This window comes from Flavihumibacter cheonanensis (assembly GCF_022352215.1).
Lineage (GTDB): Bacteria > Bacteroidota > Bacteroidia > Chitinophagales > Chitinophagaceae > Flavihumibacter > Flavihumibacter cheonanensis.
The window spans coordinates 190162-217052 of record NZ_JAKRWF010000004.1 but is presented as its reverse complement, the minus strand read 5'-3'; the positions used below and the strand labels follow the sequence as shown (position 1 = coordinate 217052).

Genomic DNA, 26891 nt, shown 5'->3' with positions numbered 1-26891 from the left:
AGTCAAGTTGACGAATTAAAAATTCAGGTTTAGGCCTAAGGTGTACAAACTGGTTTGGGGATAATAGATTCCTCTTCCTGATTCCGCTTCGGGATCAAGGTTCCATTCGTTCAACTTTGAAAATGTTAGCAAATTTGTACCAGACAAATAAAATCTTGCCGAATTGATTCCTGCTCTTTTTACAAACGAAGCAGGTACAGCATAGTTTAACTGCAGGTTTTTGAGTCGCAGATAGGAACCGTCAATTATTAATCTGTCTGATGTATTTACATTTCGTTGATCACTTTTTCGGGGTAAGGGGAAGCGCGCATTTGGACGTTCCGGTGTCCAGTAATTATCCGTTACAATTTTATGTGTAAACCCTTCAAATATTCCATACTCCGACAAAGCTCCTGATAATCTTGTATCAACATCTGCAGCCCCCTGAAAAAGCACGTTCAATGAGAAATTCCGATACCCCAGTTCAGCAGTTGCACCAAATGTATATTTGGGAAACGGGTTTCCAATTACTGTCCAGTCGTTAGCATTGATTCTTCCATCCTTATTCAGGTCAACATACTTAACATCACCTGGTTTTGTATTGGGGGCAATCGTTGGATAATTGTCAATTTCCTGCTGGCTTTGAAAATAGCCATTCGTTTTATAACCCCAATGCGAATTGTAGGGTAATCCTTCTTTTACAATATAGCGGGGATCTAAATCATAGGAACTGTTGATAAACGGACCACCACCTTTCAAATCAATTACTTCGTTTCGGTTGATGGCAACATTAGCACCGATGGAATAGGTAAGTTTATGTTCATTGTTACGATATCCCAGTGAAATCTCCCAACCTTTATTATCAATTACACCTGCATTCTGATTGGAAGAGGTAAAACCGGTTACTACAGGTAATGGTAATGCCAGCAAGATTCCACTGGTTCTCTTTCTATAATAATCAACTGAAAAAGAAAGTTTATAGCCCAGTAAGCTTCCTTCCATTCCAATATCAGTTTGTGTATTGGTTTCCCAGGATATACTTGGATCAGCAAGAACAGTTTGGGAGAAAGTTGGAGCAGCCACGCCTCCAAAAGTGTAAGATCCCTGTGTCAATGACGCAAAATAGCTGTAGAGAGGAACGGTTTGATTACCCGTTTGCCCCCATGACCCCCGAATCTTCAGTTCATTAAATGGTGAATTCAGATTATCAAAAAAATCCTCTTCTGTGATTCTCCAGGCTGCAGAAAATGATGGGAAAAAACTATACTGTTTGTTGCCGGTAAACCTGGATGAACCATCATACCTGCCGTTAACTTCAAGTAAATATTTCTGGTCAAAAGAATAATTAAGTCGGGCAAAATAAGAGCGCAATCCGAATTTATATTCATTTCCGGAATTATCCTTGGTTGGATCATTGGCCCCCTGTCCTATTGATTGGATGTCATTATTGTAAAACCGTTCCCGATAAGCCGACAAGTTATAGCCATTATTATACAATTCTGAAAATCCAACAAGCGCTTTCAATTCATGCCGACCAAAACTAGTAGCATAATTCGCCAGATAGTTGGTTGTAATTTCCCTATATCGATTACGTGTTTCAGTCAGTGCGTTATTTGCTACCTGATATCGCCTTCCGGTAAGCGAATCAAAATTATTTACAGCATTCCGGTAAGCTTTCTGCTCTGTAAAATCCATAACTGCAGAAACCTGGGCACTTAGTGTTAGTCCTTTCAACAACTGGTATTCCATTTTACCAGAAGCGTAAAAATAGTTACTGGCTATATTATTATTACCTGATTTTTCCGCAAGCAGGAGCGGATTAAATCCCTGTTGACTAAGCCCGTATGTGCCATCCGGATACTTTGGAGCTGCAAACAATGTTCCATGAAAAAAACGGTTGAACACATCAGATGCAAAAGGACTTCTGGACATATTATACCGATAGTTAAAGTCTGCACTCATTTTCAGCCGTTTGTGGAGTTGCATATCATTATTAATCCGGATCTCCCGAATGGATGCGCTATAATTCGGAGCAATTCCTCCCTGGTCCATATAGCGCATACTCACGCGAGTACGGGAAAATTCATTTCCCCCGCTGAAGGAAACATTATGACTATGCTGTGGTGCAGCTTTCAACACTGTTTGGAACCAGGTATTTACATCCGGATATTTATAACGGTCTGAAGAATTTACCCATGTATCGATACTTTCGTCAGTATAACGAGCGGGAATTGTAAGTCCCTGGTTGGTATATGCAAGCTGCTGGTAGCGCATGTATTTTTCCAGCTCCATATTTTCCGGCTGATTGACAGATTTCTGAATGGCATAATATCCATTATAAGCGATCTGAACTTTTCCGGTTTTAGCTCTTTTGGTTGTAATCAAAACCACTCCATTTGCGGCACGTGAACCATAAATGGCTGTCGAGGATGCATCTTTCAATACAGATATACTTTCCACATCTTCCGGATTCAGGTTAAACATCTGTTGCTCCACACCATCTACAATAATGAGCGGGGAACTATTTCCGGAACTATTTCCGGAGAAAGTGGTAATACCTCTAACGCGCAATGTGGCTGCAGATCGGCCCGGCTCTCCTCCCCGGTCTAATACCGTTAGTCCAGGAGCCTGCCCTTGTAATGCCTGCTGCAAATTGGAAACCGGTCTTCTTACCAGATCCTCACCCTTAACCTGGGTAACAGCACTGGTCATGCTTACTTTTTTCTGAGTACCGTATCCAACAACAACCACTTCATTCATCGACTGATCCACTGCTTTTAACTGGACAATAAGACTTGTATTTACTCCAACCCTGATTTCTGCAGTTTGCATATCAACATAAGAAACCATTAGAATTGCATCATTGTCAGGAACTGCTATTGAAAACTGACCGGCATCATCCGTAGTGGTAACTAAAGAACTTCCCTTTACCTGAACCGTAGCTCCAGATAAGGGTTCACCTTTGGGGCCAGTTACTTTACCTGTGATCGTTTTATTCTGATCCTCTGAACCGGAAGCAGTAATTACTATAATTCGGTTCGGCAGCTCCTTAAATTTTAATTCATTGGCAGCAAGGATCGATCCTAAAATTTCGACTACACGAACATTCTCCCCTTTAAAATCAACGGTTACATTACCGGGGATCTTATCGCTGCTATAAACAAAACGGTAAGAAGATTGCTGTTCAATCTCTTTCAGTGCTTTTTTGAGGCGAGTTTGAGAAAAATTCACAGAAATTCGGTCCTGCGAATAGGAATTTGCAGACACCTGTAAACAGGTAACCAGCATAAATGCGATCGTTAACTTCATAAGCAGCAGTGTTTTTAGCACTTGCCTTGGCAGGAAAGGGCACGTGCGGTCCTTTGTTTTTTTCATACTTTTGTTCTGGTTTTATACAGAGCAGTTGCCAACTCCAATTGAACACTGCTTCTGTGGGTTAAACTAATGGAAAAGGGAGAGCGCAACTCCCTTTTCATTTATCTGTCATTTTGATCTGATTTTTAGTGTTTTATCGTTCAATTCGTAACTAAAGGAATTGGATAACTGCATTGCCTCGAGGGCCTGATCCAGAGGTATATTCTCAAAAAAGGCAGTAAATCGGTATTGTTTAATGGCTTCGTCTTCAAAAACAAGCTGGACCTGAAACCATCTTTCAAATTTTTCTTTGAGTTGATCAAAGCGTTCATCGTTGATTTCAAGGGAGTTGCGTGTCCATATAGTTTCAATTATGGAATTACCATCTTTGCCAATGGTGATGGGTAGCACTGTAGCAATTGGCTGAAGTATATCCCTGGCTGAACCGGATACTGAAGCCGGAGTAAGATCCTTATCTTCCAATACCAACTTTTGGTTGGGTTCCAGAAATATGGACCGATTCTTTTGTGCAGGTAAAATCACTTCAACCGATCCTCTGATTAATGCTGCTTCCACCTGCCGGGCCCCCTTAAATGCCCTCACATTAAATGCGGTACCATGAACTTTTACGGTGAACTTTGGGGTGGTTACAAAAAAAGGAGTAGCTGGATCATGTTTTATATCAAAAAAAGCTTCACCAATCAGTTGAACAGTTCGGTTCGTACTGCCAAATGAAGTAGATAAGGTTAGAGTGGAATTGGTATTTAATACCACTGTTGACCCATCAGGTAACACCAGTGATTGTTTTCCTCCAGCTGTTGTCTGGTATTGTTGACTGGCAGTAAGCCTTTTGGTATCCGAAGCTTTTTTTACCAGTATTTTTGGGGGCTGGGTAGCGGGTGGCTGGGTCGAGTTTCCAAACCATTGGTACAAGATCAGTGCCGGCAACAAAATTGCCGCTGCATAAGCCAACCAGCGTTTAACCGGAACAGCTGACTTGATTTCCGGAATTTGTTCAGCAATAGACTGCTTTAGCCGGTCGAGTTGTTGTTTTCTGTCCTCTTCTTTAAGTACACCATACAGCGATACTAGCAGCTGCCTGGCATCTTCCACCGTCGCCCACTCTTCCGGATAGTTAGCCAGGTAAGCAGCCCAATGAGATTTGTCTGATTCCGTTGGTCGTGTACAAAAACGAATAAATGATTCGTCTTCCAATAACTGATCCCTTGTTTTTTTATCCATCACAAGTAGCGTTATGAGGATAAGACGGAAAGCAAACAGGAATCTACCTGCTTTTTATGAAGTTTTTTTAACTCGTTGCGAAAAGGAATAAAAGCAGCATGGACGTCCCGCCAGTTGCCAGATTTGGATGCACCACCAGTTCAGCTTTCAACTGCTTTAATCCAATGGATAAGTAATTGTAGATGCTTTGAGCCGACCAGCCAGTTTCTGCCTGAATAGCTGAAACAGATAACCCTTTATAGTATTTCAGAAAGATGGCCCGCTTACAACGCTCCGGCAATTGGTCGTATGCTTTCCTGACCAACCGCGTCAATTCCTGCATGGATTCCTTTTCCATGAGGGTTGTTTCCGGGGATGGGATGAGGGTGAGAGGGTGGTTCACCCAGTTATCATCCTGGGAATACTTTTGCAATTCCCGAAAAAGATCAATGATCTTTCGTTTATAAGAAGTAATGATATAGGAATTCGGATAACTGATTGTATCGAAATCAACCTGTTTCTCGTAAAAGGACAGAAACAGTTCATGAATCAGGTCTTTTTGAACCCATTCATCCAGTTGGCGGGTTCTTCCGATTTGTAGAAGCTGTTCATACACCTCCTCAAAATACCGGTACAACCGCTCGCAGTCGTATGGTGGCCGTTGATCCTGATACATGGCAATCAGAGTTTGGTTAACCCGGTTATTAGCAGTAACCGTATGTTGAATATATCAAGTCTTGACAACACTTACAAATGCAAACGTTTGTTCAAAAATCGATGGAGATAAAAAAGGATATTTATAATCTTCAAAAAGATCAGTATGAGATCGCCTGCCAAACTACTCTTTCTGTTTTGCCTAACAGCAGCATTTATAGCCTGCAAAGTTCCTACGAACAAAACACCTGCTATCCCCAACATCATTTACATTTATGCAGATGACCTGGGTTACGGAGAATTAGGTAGTTATGGGCAGACAAAAATCAAAACACCGCATCTCGACCGCATGGCTGCTGAAGGGATGCGCTTTACCCAACATTATACGTCTACTCCGGTTTGTGCACCAGCCCGTGCCATGTTATTGACCGGTTTACATGGAGGACATTCCTTCATTCGCGGCAATCATGAACTAGGTGGGTTTGCGGATACTGCTGAACGCGGCCAATTTCCGCTTCCGAAAGTAGCTGTTACAATTGCAGATGTTTTAAAAACAAAAGGATACAGTACGGCTATTATCGGCAAATGGGGACTAGGAATGGCCAACACAGAAGGAAATCCCCTCCTGCACGGATTTGATTACAGTTATGGATACCTTGATCAGAAGCAGGCGCACAATTATTACCCCTCGCACTTATGGGAAAACGGGAAATGGGACACACTGGATCAACCCTATTTTTATGTACATCGTAAACTTTCACCTGACAGTGCAACGGATGATGCATTTGCTACCTTTATTGGTAAAGATTATGCACCCGATAAAATGACTGAAAAAGCGGAACAATTCATTCGGGAAAAAAAATCCGGACCATTTTTTCTCTACCTCCCCTACACCATTCCTCACGCCTCCCTGCAGGTTCCGGAAAAATGGGTAAATGTTTATAAAGGACAATTTGAAGAACAACCATACTATGGACAGCAAGGATACACTCCTAGTAAATATCCACTTTCCACCTATGCCGGAATGATTTCTTACCTGGATGAACAGGTAGGAAAAATAATGTCACTGATTAAAGAACTAGGACTTGAAGAAAACACTCTGATTTGTTTCAGTAGTGATAACGGTGCTACATTTAATGGAGGTGTTGATGCCCGCTTTTTCAACAGTGCAGCAGGCTTCAGGGGATTAAAGATGGATTTGTACGAAGGCGGTATCCGTATGCCATTCATTGCGCGCTGGCCGGGAAAAATTGAAGCTGGAGCCGTTTCAGATCTGGTATCGGTTCAATACGACCTCATGGCTACCCTCGCAGATCTTACAGGAGCCACAGCCCCGCCCAATGATGGCATTTCCATTCTGCCTACCCTGCTGGGCAACAATAAGGAGCAACAACAACATGAATTTCTCTATTTTGAGTACCCGGAAAAAGGCGGGCAACGCGCTATTCGATATGGGAACTGGAAAGGAGTGAAAACCGGTCTGAAAAATAATCCGGCAGCTCCCTGGCAATTGTTTGATTTGTCCAAAGACCCGGCAGAAACAACAGACCTCGCTTCTCAACACCCTGAACTGTTGCAACTCTTTGATACGATTGTTGTCCGTGAACGGCAGGATAGTCCCTTGGCTTCGTGGAATTTTTAGGTAACATTGTACTGACATGAATCGGGCACTTCAACAATACTTCAATCAATTTCAATCACTTTCCGAAACAGCGGAACAGGCAATCACTACCATTTGTAAACCCATCACCATTCAGAAGAACAAAAATCTTCAGCATATTGGTCAAACCTGCCAGACTATATACTTCCTGCAAAACGGCATAGCACGCATTTATTACCTCAAAGATGAAATTGATATAACCGAAGGTTTTTATTTTGAGAACAGCATCATCGCCCGCGCCGAAAGTTTATTCACGGGTAGGCCTAGCCGAAAAGGTATCCAGGTGTTGGAGACTGCGGATCTGATTGCCATTGATTCGCAAAAGTTTTTTGCCCTCTTTGATGCCTATCCCGAAATCGAACGCCTTTTCCGAAAAATTATAGAAGCTGCCTACATCGACACCATCAATCGGATTGAATCACTCCAGTTCAACAGTGCTGAAGAGCGTTACAAGAGCCTGCTTGAAAGCAGTCCCGATTTAATCAACCGTGTTCCCCTTAAATACATCGCTTCCTACCTGGGCATTACCCAGGTTAGCCTTAGCAGGATCCGTGCAGTCCGTTGATTTTTTATCATTTGATAAATCTGCAGGCTGCAATCGAATGGAACTTTGCATATACATGCATTCCATTCAACTTGGATTAATAGAAAACTGGAAACAGTTCACCCTGCTGGTGATCGTGAATGCCTTTGTGGGTGGAATGGTCGGACTCGAACGATCTATCCTGCCTTTACTTGCCGAACAGGCTTTCCAGATGGCAGCAAAAACCGCCATTCTCTCTTTTATTGTCGTGTTTGGTGTAGTGAAAGCACTGACCAATTATTTTACCGGAACATTGGCCAACAGATTCGGCAGAAAGCGCTTACTCATTGCCGGTTGGATCATTGGTTTGCCGGTTCCTTTTCTACTGATCTACGCCTCTTCCTGGAATTGGATCATCGCCGCCAATATATTGCTGGGTATCAACCAGGGACTTACCTGGAGCAGTACGGTGGTAATGAAAATTGACCTTGTGGGTGAGAAAAAAAGAGGCTTCGCAATGGGCCTTAATGAATTCGCAGGTTATCTGGCTGTTGCAGCCGTAGCCTTTCTAACCGGATGGCTCGCAGGCCAGTATGGTATCCGACCCATTCCTTTTTATACCGGTATTGTATTAGCAATGGCAGGATTGATGACCAGTATTTTCCTGGTCAAAGACACAGTTCACCATGTAGCAAAAGAAGCAGCCGATAGTACGATACCCATTCGAAAACAACTTTTCCGCGAAACAACCTGGTCTGATCCTAACCTGGGTGCTGTTACACAAGCCGGACTGATCAATAACCTGAATGATGGTATGGCATGGGGACTCTTTCCCCTACTGCTTGCCTTCAAAGGATTCAGCATCGGACAAATCGGGCTCATTACTGCCATCTATCCTGCGGTATGGGGATTTGCGCAACTGTTCACCGGGCATCTGGCAGACCTGTACAGCAAGAAAAAACTCTTGTTTATGGGCATGTTATTACAAGCACTTGCACTTGTACTTTTCCCGGTTGCAGTAACAATAACGCATTATATTTCCTTATCGGTTCTATTGGGATTAGGTACCGCGATGGTGTACCCAACCTTTTTAGCCACCATTGCAGATTGCACACACCCCAAAGACCGCGCCGCCAGCATTGGAATTTTCCGGCTCTGGCGCGATCTGGGTTATGCTGTTGGAGCCTTGTTAACTGGATTATTGGCTGATATTTTTGACCTGGATATTGCCATATATGCAGTAGCGCTGCTCACCTTTCTATCAGCCATGATTATACGCTTTCGCATGACGATACAATAAATCACCTAAATACAGCATCCTTACCAGTGTATTCAAACCAGTCAAACGAAGCTTTATTGGTGGTCTGCTGACCCATTGAAGTTCCATACAATCCGAAAACAGCGCCTACAAACCCACCCGCAGTAGCCGTACTCAAAAAGCGACCATCCAGCTCTTTCAAAGTTTCCCAACGCTTTCCATCTTGCGACCAGGAAAATGTGTACACTGCTTTATTAGGTTCAATCCTAAGATAAACAGCTTCTTTATTATTGGTAACCGGTTTTGATACCAGTAATTGCATACTATCCTTGTCGGATTTATACAATTGCACAACCGGTTTGCCTGATTCAACAGATTTACACAAATAATAAAAATGTGTTTCATTCTGAAAAATGACCAACCCTGCTTTCTCCTTTTCAGTTGTGGCAGAAAATTTCATTTTGACACTGGCGCTTGCTTCATGATGATGCTGCCGAAATCCAATAAATGATGGATTATCTCGTCCGCTTACTGTATGCGGACGAAGCGAAATCTCCAGCCAACCAGGCTGGCTGGTTGTTGAATACCAGTTCTCAGTTACTGTTCGGAGAAACGTATAACGTACATTCAATGCGTTCTCTTTAAAATCATCCTTAAAGGTAAAATTGCCGCTAAATGCATTATCCGGTTGCCCCTTAACACCTTTTGGTAACGGATATCGATACTGTACTTCTTCCTCTCCTTTGGTTATCACCGGCCAGCCATCCGCTGTCCAGGTTACCGGTGTTAAGTAGGTTTCGCGTCCAATATTGTAATGATCCCCTTCATAGGGACGACATCCTAAAAAAACCGCATACCATTCACCCTGCGGAGTTTCTACCAGGTCTGCATGTCCTGCAGTTGTAATAGGATTTTTCCTGGATCGGTCCAAATGTCGTTGTGTTAGGATTGGATTTTGATCCCAGGGTTGAAAAGGACCTGTTACCGACTTACTTCTGAATATAACTTCAGAATGATTGTAACCGGTACCTCCTTCTGCACACATTAGATAATACCAATCATTTATTTTGTAAATATGCGGGGCTTCAATCCATACCGGATGTTTGGAAGTATCTACACCACCATTCACCATTAACATCTCTTCACCTACCACCTTTTTAGCCCTGTAATCAAATTCATACATCCGGATGGTCCGATGGCCATTCCATAGCGTCTTCCGATTGGGAGGATCACTGTTGTAAATGATGTAAGATTTATCCGTTGTTTCATCAAAAAACAAAGAAGGATCTATTCCATTTACTTCTTTTATGTATACCGGATTACTCCAGGGTCCGGCTGGATTGGTTGCCGTAATGACAAAATTACCTCCTTTATCAATCAGCGTACAAACGATATAAAATATCCCTTTATAATAACTGATGGATGGCGCAAACAGTCCTCTCGAAACTCCTGCACCAATTAATGGTAATTGTTCCGGCCGATCCAAAGCATGACCGATCTGTTTCCAGCTTACCAGATCACGACTATGAAAAATAGGCAATCCCGGATAATATGCAAATGATGAATTCACAATGTAATAATCATCGCCTGCACGACAAATACTGGGATCAGGATAAAATCCAGTCAAAATCGGATTTGTGTAGGTTTTGGTTTCCTGGGCACTTACTTGTTGTATGAGTAGCAACATAAGCATCCAACATAGAACTCTTTTCATAACTTAAAATTAGTAGTGAACTATTCTAGCTGATAGTAATTTTGTCGATTTAAATGGAAGAAATGTTTTACTTCTGATTGATTTGCTTTAAAGCTTGTTGAGGATTTTCAACAGGACGTTTACAGACACCCTTTTCACATACATAAATCATTGTTTTGTTGATTGAAACTTTGTTTTTGAGGAGGGGAATGAACTCCTCCTTTTCAGTTCCAAGAAAAATAGCCAGCGGCAAATAGCTTTGCTGGAGCTCCTTATTTAATAGGAGTGCATCGGAGCCTGCAATCGCCACTTCCTTTGTCCCATGCCCATACCAGGCTGCCAATTTGGCCCATGTACCGTAATACGGAGCTTTATCCCCAACTAATTCATATTTGATTTTATTAAAAAGGTGGGCTGAAAGCTGCAGATATTCATTTTTATCAAATAAACAGCCTATCTGATACAAAAGAATTGCTGCACTTGCATTTGGAGCAGGAAGTTCCGTATCAGCCAAACCAATCTTCCGGATTACCGGATAACCTTTCTCCAAACTGGTAAAATAAAATAAACCGGCCTCTTTATCATAGAATTTTTCAATGAACTGTTCACAAAGAGTGGCGGATCTGAATAGCCAATCCTTATTAAAATCCTGCTGGTACAACGCCAGAAATGCCTTGCCTAACAGTACATAATCTTCCAGGAATACTTCCTCTTTCCCTGCTTCTATTATATGGCGAATACCCTTATTCATTTCTGCTGCCAGCAACTCCCCTAACTGAGTTGCTCTATTCAGGTAAGTAATGTCATTAAATGCAGCATAAGCATCTGTATATGCCATTAGCATCAGCGTATTCCAGGAAATTATAATTTTTGTATCCACCGATGGTTTTATTCTTTTACCCCGGTAAGCAAGCAGTTTTTGATTGGCTGCTGCTAATTGAGCTGAAAATGTTTCAGGATTCAAATTATTCAATAAAGCAAATTGCTTCTCTGTAAAACCAGCTCTTAACACCGATCTTCCGTTTTTCCAGTTTCCGGATTTAGTAACCTGGTAATATGCACTGAACTGGGATACAAAATCAGGGATCTGTGTTTCCAATTCTTTGTAGGTCCAGGTATAGTAATGACCCTCACCTTCTTCTGAAACGGCGTTGGTGGAACTGAAATAGGCACCTTTTTCTGTTTTTAATGTGTTAAAAACGAAGTCAATTGTTTGCCTCGCAACCTTTTCAAACAGCGGATCGCGGGTTAATTTAAACGCTTGGGAATAGATACTGATCAACTGTGCATTGTCATACAACATTTTTTCAAAATGCGGCGTTGCCCAGGTACTGTCTTCTGTATACCTTGCAAACCCACCTTCCAACTGATCATAGATTCCGCCCAAAGCCATTTTATACAGGGTAGTACGCAACTGTTGTAAAGCGACAGTATCCTGTGTGATGGCAGCATGCTGTAATTGATATTCGAGCAAAGGTGCGTTTGGAAATTTGGGGGCTCCTTTTAATCCACCGAAAGTCGAATCCAGTCTGTGTTGAACAGCGGAATAAATCTTCAAATAATCAGTTGATGTGAATGAGTTGCTAATAACCGAGGTATCTATCACTGAAAATTCCAATTGTGATATGCCATGAGAAAGTGATTGGGCCTGCAATTTTACCTTGCCAGGCTGTTGCCGATAGGTTTTACTAATCTGCAACAGTAATGATTTCCAGCTCTCTTTTTCGTAATAGGTACCTGCGTAAAACGGACTACCATCGGGCAACGCAAAAGCATTGAGCGGCCATCCTGCATTACCACTTATAAGTTCACAGGCATTCATATAAATCCGGTCAATATCCGGACGTTCTTCCCGATCAACTTTTATACAGATGAATTGCTCATTCATTATTCTAGCTACTGCAGTATCCATAAAGGATTCTTCTTCCATCACATGACACCAATGACAGGAAGCGTAACCAATGCTAATTAGTAATGGCTTATTCTCCTGCATTGCCTTTGTCAATGGAACCTCTCCCCACTCATACCAATCCACCGGATTATCGGCTTGCTGCTTCAAATACGGACTGCTTGCTGAAGCCAGTCGGTTCAGGTCGGTATTTCTACAGGCACCTAAAAAAAACAGGTATAACAGCAACCAGCGCATTTCTATCTGACAAGTTTGAATGAGCGTAGAGAATCGTTATTCGAACTAACCATAACCGTATACCCGGAGCCACGCTTTAGCAATTGCATATCTTTCACATTGTAGGGTACAAAAAAGCCAGATTCCTCAATCCCTAAAGGTTGAAACTGAAGTTTACCGGTTCCTTTCAGGAACAAACCCGGTGATGCATCAGCCGGAGTAGTTTCCACCTCTACATCAAACTTATTTCCGGATAATAGAATATCAGTATACCCATCTGCATCAAAATCATGTACTATAATTCCATTAACGGTTGAAAATTGTGCTTCAACAGGTAATCGTTGTTGCGTAAACTTCCCCCCTTCATTAATAAATAGCATACTCGAAAACTGATGCGCTTTATAATGAAGTGCCGATTCAATCTGATCACCCAGAATTGTTTTCAAATCGGATTCAGCAAAAGATAAGAAAGTTGGAAATTTCTCTGCAATAAACGGACATTGTTGCGAGGTACATTCTCTTCCACGAATAGGCACCTGCGTAGTTCCGTTATATTTGGCCAGAAAAATGTCATTTGTTCCGTTATTATCAAAATCTTTTGCATAGACTTCGAACGGTTTCTTTTCACTCGCTTTGAATTTATAATTCTCACCGAGATTACCTGCGATAAGATCCAGATCTCCATCCTGATCAATATCCGCTGCAATGATTTTATTCCACCATCCTTCCGTACCGGTTAACTGGAATTGACTTGTACGCTCTTCCATTTTGCCACCCATATAAGAGAAAATCCGAATCGGCATCCATTCGCCGGAAACAATCAGTTCTGCTTTTTTATCTCCGTCTAAATCAGCCCAGGAGGCAGTATGTACCATTCCAGGTTCAACTAGTGTTGGTGCCAGTTCTTTTGTCCGGTCCACCAACTTTCCATTTTCATTTACCAGGAGATAACTCCTCGGCGCATATGGATAACGGTGAGGAACTACCCTGCCCCCTCTGAATATATCCAGATCTCCATCACCATCAAAATCAGAGGCTGAAACACAGGATCCACTACTGGCTGTAGGCAATAGTTGCTTTTTGGTAAACTGTCCCTTTCCATTATTGATATAGAGCCTGTCCTGATATTGTTCAGCGCCTTCCGGAAAGGCTGACCCTCCGCTTACCACATACAAATCAAGGTCTCCATCAGCATCCATATCAGCAAAAAGTACACCTTCGTCTTCATAGGCAGCATCTTCGGTAAACACGGCCAGTTGTTGTGCCAGTAACTTATCGCCCTGCTGAATGTATAAACGTCCTGCCTGTCCGGCTGCCCCACCAACAAATACATCTTCCTTTCCATCACCAGTTACATCTCCCAGGGCAATGAATGGTCCGGATCTTGAAAACATATGTGGTAAAAGGATCTGATCTTTATATTCATCGTATTCGTTTTCGCTGTGAACGAAGGGAGCAGAAAGCAAACCATTTTCTGCTACAAATAAAGGCTGAGCAAGAGCAGGGCTGGTGACCGGAATTACTGCATTAGCATACGAAATATTTAGTTTTTGATTTGTTTCAGTTCCAAGTATTCTATTTTCCTTTCCATCCAGCCATCTGACTACTATGCTATCAACCTTTTTAATTTGACCCAGGCCAAAATGAATCCCAGGATCATTGGATGACAAATACCCTCTAACTGTTTTCTGCTCAAAATACTGCTGCATTTTTCCGTCATAATACAAGGATATTTTTGCTCCAATCCCATCCGGATTCCCCTTTGGACCATCCAGTTTCAATTGCAGAAAACGTTGTTTTCCATTGGATGTGTTTTCATACAAGTGAGCTTCCATTTCCAGGTTGTTGATCACAAGGTCAATATCACCGTCATTATCAAAATCAGCGATCGCTGCACCATTTGAAAAAGTACTGTCTTCAAATCCCCAGCTTTCCGATACATTCTCAAAATGCAGATCACCTGTATTTTTGAACAGATAATTACGAACTTTTATCGGATCATAGATTTCAATATACTCTTTAAAGCCGCGCTCAAACATATCATCAGCCGATGTGTATTTATGCACATTTGCTTTTACATATGCGTTTTGTTTTTCAAGAATATCTCCGTCAAACAAATCACGTCTGTATCCATTTGCTACAAATATGTCACGCTGTCCGTCGTTATCAAAATCTGCCAGTAAAGTTGACCAGCTCCATTCTGTTTTAGAAACTCCGGCAAGCTGAGCTATATCACTGAAGAAAAGATTTCCCTGATTCAGGTGTAAAACATTGTGCATGTACTGACGCTGGAATCCACTGTCAACAATTGCCCAGAATCCTTCCACATCCATGCGGGGCATCGATACTTTGGATCTTTTATAATTCTCCGGCAACATTTCCATTACCATAATATCTTCCCTTCCGTCATTATTGATGTCGGCTATATCCGCGCCCATCGAAAAAAGGGAGTTGTGATTGGTTGCTGTTTTTATCTGGTCTTTAAATGTACCATCCCCCTGATTAATGAACATGTAGTCGTTATCCGCATAATCATTGGAGATGAAAATGTCCTCATATCCATCATTATTCAAATCTGCATTGGTAACAGAAAGCGCATATCCATAGGTGTTTCCGATTCCGGCCTGTTTACCGATTTCTGTATACCTGTCCTGGTCATTGCGGTAAAGTTTGTTTCGGCTATGATCGGGAGGATTTCTTTTTCCTTTCACCATCTGGGACAATCCAAGATAAAAGGAGTCCGGACGTGCAGCAATATAAAGATCCAGATCATTGTCATTGTCCATATCAAAAAACAATGCCTGCTGTGAATAACCACTGTCGGCGATGCCATAGGAAGCGGCCATCTCTTTAAATTTCAGATTACCCTGGTTTACATATAAGAGGTTTTTTCTGGATGCATCTGTATCCCTGTATCCCCCTTTACACACATAGATATCCATCAAACCATCGTTGTTTATGTCTACCATCGTAACTCCATTGTCCCAGCCTTCAGCTCCATCCACACCGGCTTCCGTTGTAATGTCTTTGAATTTTAAATTCCCAAGATTCAGATAGAGTTTATTGGGGACTTCATTGCCAGTAAAATAGATATCAGGCAGACTATCATTGTTAATATCGCCAACTGCTACTCCGGCACCGTTATACACATAAGCAAAACTGTCAAAATAGTTTTTGTGATAATTTTCATCCACCAGGTTCATAAAGCTGATACCACTTTCAGAGGATGGCACTTTGCGGAATATTTTTGCTTCGGAAGTCTTGCCAGTCTCATTTTGATTACAGGCAATTAACAGGCTAATCAGTGCAAAAAGCAAACCCAGGTCACGAACTATTTTATTTACAGGCATGATGTTCAGTATTTTTCAAGCTATTCATTTTTTCCGGCTAGTTTGCGGTATTTATGCCAGATGGCTCCTGCAATGCTTCGGCCCAATTTCAATCCTTCTGTATTTTCAGATTGAATATGATAGCCGCCCATTACACGTGAAATTCCAGCCATTTCTGCTGTTTCAGTAAAACTGGAAAAAAACAATTCCACAGGCTTTCCCGTACGATCCGGCTCTGTTAATGCACCAGGTAGCAGTGTAACACGATGTCCGAAATGATCATTTTCTTTGAATAAGCGAAGGATCTCTGCACAGGCTGCACTAACGGTACTGTGACCAGATACATAAGAGGGAAAAGGCGGACATAAAAAGGTTTCAGGAGAATAAGGTCGCCAGTCCCGGCCAGGTGCCAGTATCATACCTTTTTCCGGACCTGCCCACAACTGAATGATGGAATCTGCATAAAGATCATGAACCAGTGAATAAGGTCTTGCAAAATCATAGTGCATTTTGGCATCCCAGCATGCGATAAAGGCATCCATCGCCGCAGCTTCAATCAGAAAGAACATTTGAACATCCTGATCCAGGGTGTGTTGATCTCTGATAGAAACCTGCTGCCCAAACATAAACCAATGGCCTGCCTGTTGTACAGATTTTGGACCGTCGCGCATAAATTCTACCAGGGCTTTTTGTTCATCTGTAAGTTTACTCTGAAGTTCCACCACCTGGCGGATTTCATTTTTGAGTTGTTCAGAACCAATTGCAGGTGGCGGCCCCGGTCTGAACTGACTACCGGAATCAATCAATAGGGGTTTTACCCTCCCCCAATGAGGAGTAAGGCAGGCTGGCGCAAATCTTCCTCCTTTTCCATCCGAAAAATATTTCGGCTGCCATCTCGCCAGCTCAACTAATTTGTCTGCAGTGTTTACAGGTTGATACGCGGTATAATCAGCGTAAGCCTTTCCATCTGAATCTGGAGCATCACCCAATTGATTAGAGCCATCACGGGCCCTTTTGTTGGTTACCTGTTTCGCGGCAAGGTTCCCAATACCGATTGGAGTACCAGGGTCAAGTGAAAAATCAGAGGGATCCAAACCCATTTTTATCATTGTCTCTTTGAGCAGCAGCGAATCAGCATAAAAATAAATAAGTGCAGTCCGATACACTGCATAACTAATCGCAAGCTCTTTGTTTTTCAGTGTCCGTTCAACAGCCGGACGACGGTTCACATCAGACAAATAAACCGGAACAGCTTTATCATCGTACCTCGACCAAGCATCGTAGGCAGCTGTCCAGATAAGTCCCAGAAAACGGGAGGTAACGGTGGGGCGTGGCCGAAAACGATCCGTATCATTAGCGGTGCAGGTCATAATCACTTCACCCCACTGATGCGCACGATTGGCTTTTCCCGTTGGTTCTTTATGGCTCGAATGTTGGGAAGACCCGGGTATGCAAAATAAAAGCAACGCTATTAAGAAGAAATGCCTAACCATACTAAACTGCTTAAAATGGAAAGGAACAGGAAGAAAAATTCTTCCTGTTCCAGAATATGGATAACCAAGCCATATGCTTTTCAGCCTCTTACTTATTATTCATAACCAGGATTTTGCGGGAATGCCGGGCCTTCTGTTACCAGGTCTATTTGCTCCTGGGGAATTGGCCTCAACCGATGATGTTCCTGTACCCCATCTGCACCTTCAGGGTTGTAGGCTTTTACACGTTGTACAAGTCTTCTCGTACGTGCCAGATCCCACCACCTGGTATATTCACCAAAGAGTTCCCGGCTGCGTTCATCGAGGAGAAAATCAATCGTCATGTCAGCTGCGCTAACCTGTTGAGCTGCAACTGCCGCATTGTATTCAGCCGGGGTTTGATTCAGTTTAAGTGCGGCTCTTGTCCTCAATACATTTATTAAGGCCGCAGCATCCTGTGGAGTTGCACCTCCCTGAATAGCTGCTTCAGCTGCTATCAGATATACTTCTGCAAAACGGAAGAGTATGAATGGGCGATCCGAGTAATCATTCATATCGGCCCTGGTAGAATCATCCCATTTGCGAAGATTTGGATAATAACTGGCAGTGTATCGAACAGTGGCGCCTGGCAGATGCTCCGGTTCAAAAATTACTCCTTTGAAGTTAGCTCTTTCCTGGCTGGTTACCACCCTGTCAGCCATCCAGATGGATGTATCGACACCATTGATCAATTGACCACGCGGAGTAGTAGCACCAGGTGAACCCACAGCAGACATAGGAGAACTATTCGATAACCATACTGTTTGGAAGGTGCCATCATAACGGGAATCTGTTTCCCGATTAGCGAAAGCCACATCAATGACATACCGGGTATTGGGACGAATCCGCTGGAAAGGTCTTCCATTGTTTACATCACGCACTGTAAGATTGGCTCCACCACCTGCCGGATAGTTGGCATTAATCGCAGGATAGTTGGGGCGAAAGAAGAAATTCGATTTGTTCTCCTGAGGATTGGAGGCAAAAGTTCCCGGATTTGAATTCTGGCCAAATTTAAGATCCTTGGTACGATCAATTACCATCAGCACTTCCGGACTGTACTCATTTCCTTCCTTAAACACAGACGGGAAATAAGGTAACAGGTCTAAACCGTACTGAGCCTTGTTATCAATCAGGTCTTTTGCAATAGTGTAGGCACTGTTGAAATCACCAGACTGTGCAGCAGTTGACCAGCCTCTCCACAAATAGGTTTTGGAAAGCAGAAACAAAGCAGTTGCCTTGGTAGCTGGTTTACCTGTTCCAGGCGCAGGGAGGTTAGGAAGATCCTGTGCAGCTTCCGTTAAATCCTTGATGATCTGTGCATATACTTCTCCTTCCGGAGCACGTGAATCTGCGGTGGATTCTTCTGTATTAAAGTCAACGTGCAATGGAACATCTCCAAAAGTAGTTACGAGGTAGAAATAGCAGAACGCACGCAAAAATTTAGCCTGTGCCAATACCTGGGTTTTGGTTGCTTCAGGCATATTTGCTGCAGCCCCATATTCGAGCACACCATTCGCTGTATTAATATTAATGAACATGGAATTCCAGAAACCGGCATAGTTGTTTGCTTCTGTCCTGATCTGAGCATTATTGAAAGTGTACCAATGCTGCACGTCCGCTGCCGCTCCTTTCTGAAATTCATCACTACCCGCATTAAAAAGCTGTGTGAAAATTTGTGTACCCCAATGACCGCGAAAGGAAGAATAAATACCTGCAATACCACCCTGGATACCTTCCGGGGTGCGGAAATAGGATGGATCAATTCCCGCTCTGGGCTGTTCATCCAACACCTTGCTACATCCTGCCGCAATAACTGAAATCAGGGCAAGAACTAAACTGTAGTTAATTATTTTTATACGCATCGTTTGATTTTTTTCGGTTAGAAATTCAGGTTTACGCCAAAAATGAATAACCGACTTGGCGGAACACCCATACCCACAGTAATGGCTCTGGTTTGAACAGGAGATCCACCACCAGCATTGGAGTTGACAGCATTACCAGTCCCGTTTCCTTCCGGATCAATTCCCAATCCATCGCGAACCAGCGGCGCCCATAAAATGAACGGATTCTGAGCAGATACATATACCCGTAAGGATTGCATTTTCAGTTTTTCCAGCAAGGCTTTCTTAAATGTATACCCAAGATCAATGGTTCTTATTTTAATGAATGAACCATCTCTGTAGGTTAATGTAGAAGTATACAATTGAGCGTCACGGCTTGCATCAGGCTGAGGAAAATCATTGGTAGGATTGGTTGGTGTCCAATAGTTGATTTTGTGCTGATTAACACGACTGTTCAGGAAGAAGGGATAACCTGCAGCACCACCATCTGCAGACAAATAAGTAGCTGCTACAGTTTGACCAAATCTTCCAAACATTACTACGTTCAGATCAAATCCTTTAAAACTGAAACTATTGGTCAAACCTGCTACCAGGTTCGGCTGAAAATCACCAATAATCTGGCGGTCTTCCGGACCAATTGCATTGTTTTTATTAACGTCTTCCAGCTTTATATCACCAGGAGCCTGCCCGTATTGTGCAGCTTCTGCTTCTTCTCCTAATTGCCAGATACCGATTTTCCGAACATCATAAATCACCGTCATTGGCTGACCAACAAACCAGCCATTCGCGATATCCTGTTGTAATCCCTGTTGAAGGGCAACAATTTTTTCACGATTGAAAAATGCATTTACATCTGTCCGCCAGGTAAAACCACCTGGTTTTTTAGCCTGAATATTATAACTGCTTAAACTGAATTCCATACCATTGGTGGCTGTTTCACCCACATTGGTAAGAATGGAGTTAGCACCCTGGCTACGGGGCAAACTCTTACTCAGCAGGATATCTGTTGTGCTGGTATTATAATATTCTATGGTACCGGTCAGCCGATTGTTCAACAATCCGAAATCAAGTCCGAAGTTGATACCTCTTGTTTTTTCCCAGGTTAAATTAGGATTGGGAATTGTATTGATAGTGTAACCGTTTACAAAATTCACAAGCGGTGTAGTACCCTGTCCATAATTATAGAAACCGGTACTCAAACTTCCCAGGGTAGTATAGGGATTAATACCCGCATTGGAACTGATACCCCAGCCGGCACGCAGTTTCAGGTTACTGAATATATCCTGGTTTTGCATGAACCCTTCGCGGTCAATATTCCAACCCAGTGAAAGCGCTGGATAGGTTACCCATTGATTACCTTTTGCCAATACCGAAGCACCATCTGCCCGGAAGGTTGCAGTCAGCAGGTATTTGTCGTCAAATGCATAGTTAATCCGGGCCATGTATCCAATGATGCCGGATTCACTGTATTGACCCGCCTGTGGATTGATGGAATTAACCAGCTGGAAATTATAGTCTTCGATATAGTTGGCAGGAACTCCCTGACCAGTCCAGCCCTGCGACTGAAAACTGTTCTTCTGCACTTCCTGCAATACGAGCGCCTGAACTTTGTGTTTGTCGGCAAACAGTTTATTGTATTCAAGCGAGTTATTGATCGTATACTGCCAACCTTCGGCGTTTGACTGACTCAGGTTGGATCCTGCAGTATTGGTATTGGTATTAAAGATGGTACCCGGACCATTGTAATTACTGTTGAAGGTCTGGGACCAGCTAAATCCAAAAGTGGTTCTGAATTTCAGTTCTTTCAGAATTTGCCACTCACCATATACATTGTGCTGGAATTGGTAACGGCGGCTTCTTGCTTTAATAAGGTCATTATTGCCAATGGCTGTAAGCGGATTGAATGTGTTATTATCAACCCCTTGTTGAACCGTTGGCTGAAGATTAAGTGTCCCATCCTCATTATAAGGCTTGTAAATCGGACCGATCCGGGTCGCAGTTCCAAATGCATTAGTACCAACCCGGTTGGAATAAAACATGGTATTAAAGCTGGTGAACCCTATTTTCAGCTTGTTGCTCATTTTGTGATCAATGTTGACACTGAAAGAAGGCCGATCGAGCGACTGATCATGCACGATTCCAGTTTCACGGTAATAACCCAATCCAAAGAAATACTGGGTTTTATCAGTACCTCCCCGAATGCTGATGTCGTGCCCGGTTCTTAAGCCGGTAGTCAGCAGCAGATCCTGCCAGTCTGTATTTACACCTTCCTCGAGGTTGGAAACTTCAATTGGTGTAAGTGCATAGGGGCTGATCACATTTGGGTTGGTTTGGAAAGCTGGTTGTCCCTGGCGGGCATCCTCCTTAAATTGGGCGTATTCCTGTGCATTGAATACACGCCAGGTATCAATAGCTTTCGACATTCCCGCATACCCATTGTAGGTAGTGGTTGCTTTACCCGAGGTACCTCTTTTGGTGGTAATAATAATAACACCGTTTGATCCGCGGGATCCGTAAATGGCAGTTGCGGACGCATCTTTTAAGATGTCCACATTGGCAATATTATCAGGATTGATATCATTGACACTACCACCGTAAACCATTCCATCCACCACAATCAATGGATTATTATTTCCTGTAATGGAACGGTTACCACGGATACGTATCTGTCCGGCTGCTCCAATTTGGGTGCTGTTATTGACAATATCCACCCCGGCTGCACGGCCTTGCAACTGATTGAAAATATTTGGCGCTTTTATTTCATTCAAGGTTTCTCCTTTTACGGAAACTGTTGAACCTGTAACATCTCTTTTCCGCTGTGTTCCATAACCCACTACAATTACCTGATTTAGATCGTCTGCACCTGCTTCCAGGGTAATTGAAAACTGAGTTTTTCCATTGATAGCCAACTCTTTAGTAGGGTAACCGACAGAAGAGATAACCAGGGTTCCATTAGCGGGTGCAACAATGGAAAATTCACCATTGTCATTGCTGCTAACCCCGTTACCTGTGCCCTTAATAACCACAGAAGCCTGGGGAATGGGTCTTCCCTGCCCGTCTGTGATGCGCCCGGTGACCGGACTTTGGGCAAAAACTGGCACTGCTATTAGGCTCAGCGCCACAAGCAGAATCGTTAGTACTTTCATAATCGTTAGAATTTTGGTTTTTGCAATCGATTGCAATAATCGTCTTTTTGTTTGTTTTTTCATAATGATTTATGAAATCTTTTTTTTCAGCGGTCCATATCTGTTGAACAGCTTTTGGATGAGTCAGGAGTCCTTTCTGGAGCGTTGGACTTTACTAATGGGAGGAATAACCCCGGGGAACCCGGATTTTCATTTGAAAGGAGAGCACTGTTGGAAATGGCAGCATGTGAATCGTATTTGGTTGTTGGCAGTTAATATTAGTTTCAATAATTATATCAGGTTTTAATTTAAATGTCGTTTTTACATTTTATTGTTTTTTATTTGTTAGGAATTCAGCCATGACTGTTTCGTAAGGCTATTACTTATCGTGAAGTTATTTGCCAGGAAAAATGATCAATAGCACATTTGTTGAAACTCATGGAACAAATGTTTAAATTTCTTCGGTCTGATCTAAGAAGCTGATTTTGAACGAATGCTAGCTGCTGTATGAATAGAATTTTGGGACTACTCATCTTGTTATTGGTGCCGGTCTTTTTCTTCAAGGGGCAGGCTCAACCCAATCAGATTAACCTTATAACCATTACTACTAAAGATGGCCTGTCATCCAATTCCGTGAATGTATTACTGAAGGATCGCTCGGGTTGGTTGTGGGCAGGAACGGAAGATGGATTGGCCCGCTTCGACGGCACCAACTTTACCATTTACCGGCGAAATGAAACGAGAAAAGGCACTTTAAAGTCAAATGAAATATTGAGTCTGCACGAAGATTCGAAAGGCAATTTATGGATTGGTACCAGTGGCGGTTCATTAAGCAGGTACGACCGCAGGACTGATACCTTTCAGCATTATCCGGCAATTAGAAAAAAAGACGAAATCCAGAACAATGTAATCAGAAGTGTCATCAGTGATTCAAAAGGTATAATCTGGGTTGCTCATTTCGATGGTATAACATTATTAGATCCGACAACTGGTTCAACCCGGGACCTTGAAATTAGCTCCTCATCTGCCATCTCCTCTATCAAAACCCCACCAACCTGTCTCTTTGAAGATAGCCGGCACATTATATGGATCGGAACAGGTAAAGGATTACATCGCTATGATCCTGCTACCAAAACAGTAAGCTATTTCACAAGATTGGCGGATCCTTTTGCTACCCATTCAGACGAAACAATTAATGCCATTAAAGAAGACAAATCAGGTACCCTTTGGGTTGGATCAAATCAAGGATTATTTCGGTACAACCCTGCAAATCAATCCTTTTCAAAAATTGCTTCCTATTCTGTCAATGCACTCGCCGACGATGGTCAAAACCTATGGATAGGTACATCTGAAGGGCTTGAAATCATGGATTTGAAAACAGGAAAAACCAGCCGTTTCAGACAAAATCAGCGAAATCTGCACAGCCTTTCTGCCAAACAGGTAAGAAGTCTGTTTATTGATAATCAGGGCATTTACTGGATTGGTACGGTTGGAGGTGGTATCAATAAATTTGACAGCAATCTGAATCTCTTTAATTATGTCCGGAGTAATCCATTTGATAAATATGGACTGAATGACCCAATTGTAAAAGCCTTTGCTGAAGGCCCTGATGAAAAAATATATGTTGGAACAGAGGGTGGAGGGTTAAGTTTGTTTGATCCCAAAAAGAAATTGTTCCAACAGGTTTTAATCCCTTCAGAACGTGGGACCTCCAACACTGAAATTGATGTATTAACGCTTAAAAAACTTTCGAATGGAACCATTTTGATTGGTACGTATGGGGATGGGCTTCTGGTGATGGATCCAGCCGGAAAAGGCATTAGACGTATCAAGGCTGGAAATAAGTCCACCATGCTAAATGCCAATGAGGTTTTTGTAGTGAGCCCAATGAAAAATGGAGAAATCTGGCTGGGCATGAATGGTCAGGGAATCAATGTACTCAATTCGGATTTCAAAGTGATTCGTCGCTATACACCCCATCCGCAACAGCCTAATGATAATTTGCTTCCAATCAATGGATATATCAGAGACATTGTGGAAGATAGCGACGGAACTATCTGGATCGCTACACACGGCGGAGGAGTAGCTTGTTATAACGAGAGGAACAATGAATTCAAGGTCTACAAAAGCAGCAATAGCAAGTTGCCAAACGATAAAATACAATGCATACTCAGAGACAAAAAGGGGGATTTATGGATGGGAACATTTGGTTCAGGAGTTGCCAGGTTCTCCAAAGAAAAAAATTCATTTCAAACATTTGCTGAAAATAACGGCCTTGCCAATAGTATGGCTTATGCCTTACTGGAAGACGAAACCGGATTGATCTGGGTAAGCACGAATAATGGTATAAGCAGCATAGATCCGAAAACGAGCAAAATAAATAATTATGGTTCCCACAATGGACTACAGGAAAATAACTTTGTTCGGGGTGCCGGAATTAAGCTTAGAAATGGAGAATTGTACTTCGGAGGGAAAGCAGGTTTTAATTATTTTAATCCCACGAAACTGATAAAAAACAATAATATTCCGATAGTTACCCTCACAGATTTGAAAATCGGAAATCAAAGTGTTCAGGCTTCCAGGGACGGTCCACTTAGTGATCATATTTCGGTTGCAAAAGAAATCAACCTGGATTTCAAACAAAATTTCATACTGGAATATATTGGGTTGACTTATACTGCTCCATTACAGAATAAATACGCATACAAACTGGAGGGCTTTGACAAGGACTGGAACGATGTTGGCAACAAAACAAGTGCCTCGTACACCAACCTGGATCCCGGGAATTATGTGTTTCGAATAAAGGCAAGCAACAATGATGGGTTGTGGAATGAAGCAGGGACATCCATCCGCATAATTGTTCATCCGCCATTCTGGAGAAGCACCTATGCCTATATCTTTTATGTATTACTTGTCCTTGGCGTTTTATTATACATTCGATACCTGTCACTCCAAAAATGGAAAAAGAAATTTGCCCGTGAGCAGGAACAGTTAAAAATTGAACAGGAACGCCGGGAAGTGGAACGAATTCGTGAACTGGACCGGTTGAAAATAAAATTCCTCACCAATCTTAGTCATGAATTCAGAACTCCCATATCATTGATTCTTGGTCCGGTTGAGAGTTTACTTCAGCGGGAAGTAAATGGGCATGACTCCAAACAATTACTATTGGTAAAACATAATGCAAAACGCTTACTGAATCTTGTAAATCAACTACTCGATTTCCGGAAAATGGAAGAACATGAATTAAAACTCTTTTCAACGGAAGGAGATCTGGTTCCATTCATGCAGGAAATCAGTCAGGCTTTTGTGGACTTGGCAGAAAGAAAAAAAATTGGTTTCAGCTATACCAGTTTAATAGAGAAACTACACACCAGTTTTGATCATGATAAATTAGAGCGAATATTATTTAATATTCTTTCAAACGCGTTTAAGTTTACTAACAAAGGGGGCTCAGTACACATGTCTTTGAACTGGGCAAAACGCACAACCACAGAACAAACCTGGGTTGAAATTACAATCGCAGATACCGGAATTGGAATTCCGCCTGAACAACAATCCCGCATTTATGACTTGTTTTTTCAACATCAGTCACCTGCCTCTATCTTAAACCAGGGAACGGGAATCGGATTATCCATAACACGGGAATTTGTAAAAATGCATGGTGGCGACATTGAACTGGAAAGTACTCCAGACAAAGGAACTACTTTCAGGATTCTATTACCGCTTACCCTGCTGGAAGAGCCTGAGCAGGAACCCAGACTGGTAGAAGATAACAATTCAGCATCAGGTACGTTAATGCAGGATATTGTTAAACCGGAAATCAAGGCTGCAACCGGCCCTGTACCCTCCCTTCTTTTGGTAGAAGACAATGATGATTTTCGTTTTTATCTCAAGGACAATCTTCGTTTACACTATAAGGTTTTCGAAGCAACCAATGGCAAGGAAGCATGGCAAAAAACCCTTACACATCATCCCCAACTTATAGTAAGTGATATTAGTATGCCGGAAATGGATGGAATTCAATTCTGTCAGAAAATCAAAGCAGACAAAAGAACCATGCATATTCCCATCATCCTGCTGACTGCATTATCTGGTGAAGCTGACCAGCTTACCGGATTAAAAACAGGGGCCAGCGATTATATCACCAAGCCTTTCAATTTTGAACTGTTAAATGCAAAAATTAAAAACCTGTTACTACTCAATGATACATTAAAAACAACTTATTCAAAACAAATTAAGGCCCTGACCCCCGAAATTGAAATTCAGTCGGCCGATGAAAAATTATTGCATACGATTTTAAAGTACCTGGATGAAAATTTGAATAATTCCCAACTTTCGGTAGAAGAGTTGAGCAGGCATGTTGGCATGAGCAGAAGTTCACTTTACAATAAATTGTTAGAACTAACAGGGCAAACGCCTGTCGAATTCATTCGTTCGATCAAACTTGAAAAAGCCGCCGTATTGCTGGAAAAATCGGATATGAATGTTGCTGAAATCGCTTATTCAGTCGGGTTTTCAACCCCTAATTATTTTGCTAAATCCTTCAAAGCAAAATACAGTTTACTTCCATCCGAATACATGGTAAAAATGAGAAAAGAAACTTTGAATTAATCAA

13 protein-coding genes are annotated in these 26891 nt (G+C 42.3%); 4 read left to right on the top strand and 9 right to left on the bottom strand.

The genetic code is table 11. From position 1 onward, the window contains the following. Positions 1–15: 15 nt before the first annotated feature. The 3 genes from MD536_RS17315 to MD536_RS17305 all read right to left on the bottom strand — a co-directional run bounded on the left by MD536_RS17315 (position 16) and on the right by MD536_RS17305 (position 5230). Positions 16–3288 carry a SusC/RagA family TonB-linked outer membrane protein gene (locus tag MD536_RS17315; protein ID WP_239602424.1) on the bottom strand — a complete coding sequence of 1091 codons (3273 nt, stop codon included), beginning with the start codon at positions 3286–3288 and terminating at the stop codon, positions 16–18. Positions 3289–3462: 174 nt separating this feature from the next. After that, positions 3463–4575 carry a FecR family protein gene (locus tag MD536_RS17310; RefSeq protein WP_239602422.1) on the bottom strand — a complete coding sequence of 371 codons (1113 nt, stop codon included), beginning with the start codon at positions 4573–4575 and terminating at the stop codon, positions 3463–3465. A gap of 67 nt (positions 4576–4642) precedes the next feature. Beyond that, positions 4643–5230 carry an RNA polymerase sigma factor gene (locus MD536_RS17305; RefSeq protein WP_239602420.1) on the bottom strand — a complete coding sequence of 196 codons (588 nt, stop codon included), beginning with the start codon at positions 5228–5230 and terminating at the stop codon, positions 4643–4645. A 144-nt stretch (positions 5231–5374) separates the two neighbouring features. Here MD536_RS17305 and MD536_RS17300 point away from each other — a divergent pair, with 144 nt between their 5' ends. Genes MD536_RS17300 through MD536_RS17290 form a run of 3 tightly spaced genes read left to right on the top strand, consistent with a single transcriptional unit; the run spans position 5375 to position 8691 of the window. After that, complete coding sequence (locus tag MD536_RS17300; protein WP_239602418.1) at positions 5375–6850, top strand: arylsulfatase; 1476 nt, start codon at positions 5375–5377, stop codon at positions 6848–6850. Positions 6851–6866: 16 nt separating this feature from the next. Then, complete coding sequence (locus tag MD536_RS17295) at positions 6867–7433, top strand: Crp/Fnr family transcriptional regulator (protein ID WP_239602416.1); 567 nt, start codon at positions 6867–6869, stop codon at positions 7431–7433. 55 nt (positions 7434–7488) lie between these two features. Further along, positions 7489–8691, top strand: a complete 1203-nt coding sequence (locus MD536_RS17290; protein WP_239602414.1) for an MFS transporter — start codon at positions 7489–7491, stop codon at positions 8689–8691. Between the two features lies 1 nt (position 8692). On the opposite strand, the gene MD536_RS17285 is transcribed toward MD536_RS17290, so the two are convergent. From MD536_RS17285 to MD536_RS17260, 6 genes are all read right to left on the bottom strand, one after another. Beyond that, positions 8693–10363, bottom strand: coding sequence for a glycoside hydrolase family 43 protein (locus tag MD536_RS17285; protein ID WP_239602412.1), 1671 nt, complete (start codon positions 10361–10363; stop codon positions 8693–8695). Positions 10364–10430: 67 nt separating this feature from the next. After that, the gene (locus tag MD536_RS17280) at positions 10431–12488 is read right to left on the bottom strand and encodes a thioredoxin domain-containing protein (protein ID WP_239602410.1); all 2058 of its coding nucleotides are present in this window, start codon (positions 12486–12488) and stop codon (positions 10431–10433) included. Positions 12489–12490: 2 nt separating this feature from the next. Further along, positions 12491–15817 (bottom strand): VCBS repeat-containing protein, encoded by a 3327-nt coding sequence (locus MD536_RS17275; RefSeq protein WP_239602409.1) that lies wholly within the window; start codon positions 15815–15817, stop codon positions 12491–12493. A gap of 20 nt (positions 15818–15837) precedes the next feature. After that, positions 15838–17289, bottom strand: coding sequence for a vanadium-dependent haloperoxidase (locus tag MD536_RS17270; RefSeq protein ID WP_239602408.1), 1452 nt, complete (start codon positions 17287–17289; stop codon positions 15838–15840). Between the two features lie 95 nt (positions 17290–17384). Continuing rightward, a complete protein-coding gene (locus MD536_RS17265; RefSeq protein ID WP_239602407.1) occupies positions 17385–19169 on the bottom strand; it encodes a RagB/SusD family nutrient uptake outer membrane protein in 1785 nt (594 codons plus the stop codon). A 17-nt stretch (positions 19170–19186) separates the two neighbouring features. Further along, positions 19187–22294 (bottom strand): SusC/RagA family TonB-linked outer membrane protein, encoded by a 3108-nt coding sequence (locus MD536_RS17260; protein WP_239602406.1) that lies wholly within the window; start codon positions 22292–22294, stop codon positions 19187–19189. Between the two features lie 486 nt (positions 22295–22780). Between MD536_RS17260 and MD536_RS17255 the strand changes: the two genes are divergently transcribed. Then, complete coding sequence (locus tag MD536_RS17255; RefSeq protein WP_239602405.1) at positions 22781–26887, top strand: hybrid sensor histidine kinase/response regulator transcription factor; 4107 nt, start codon at positions 22781–22783, stop codon at positions 26885–26887. The last annotated feature ends 4 nt before the right edge of the window (positions 26888–26891 follow it).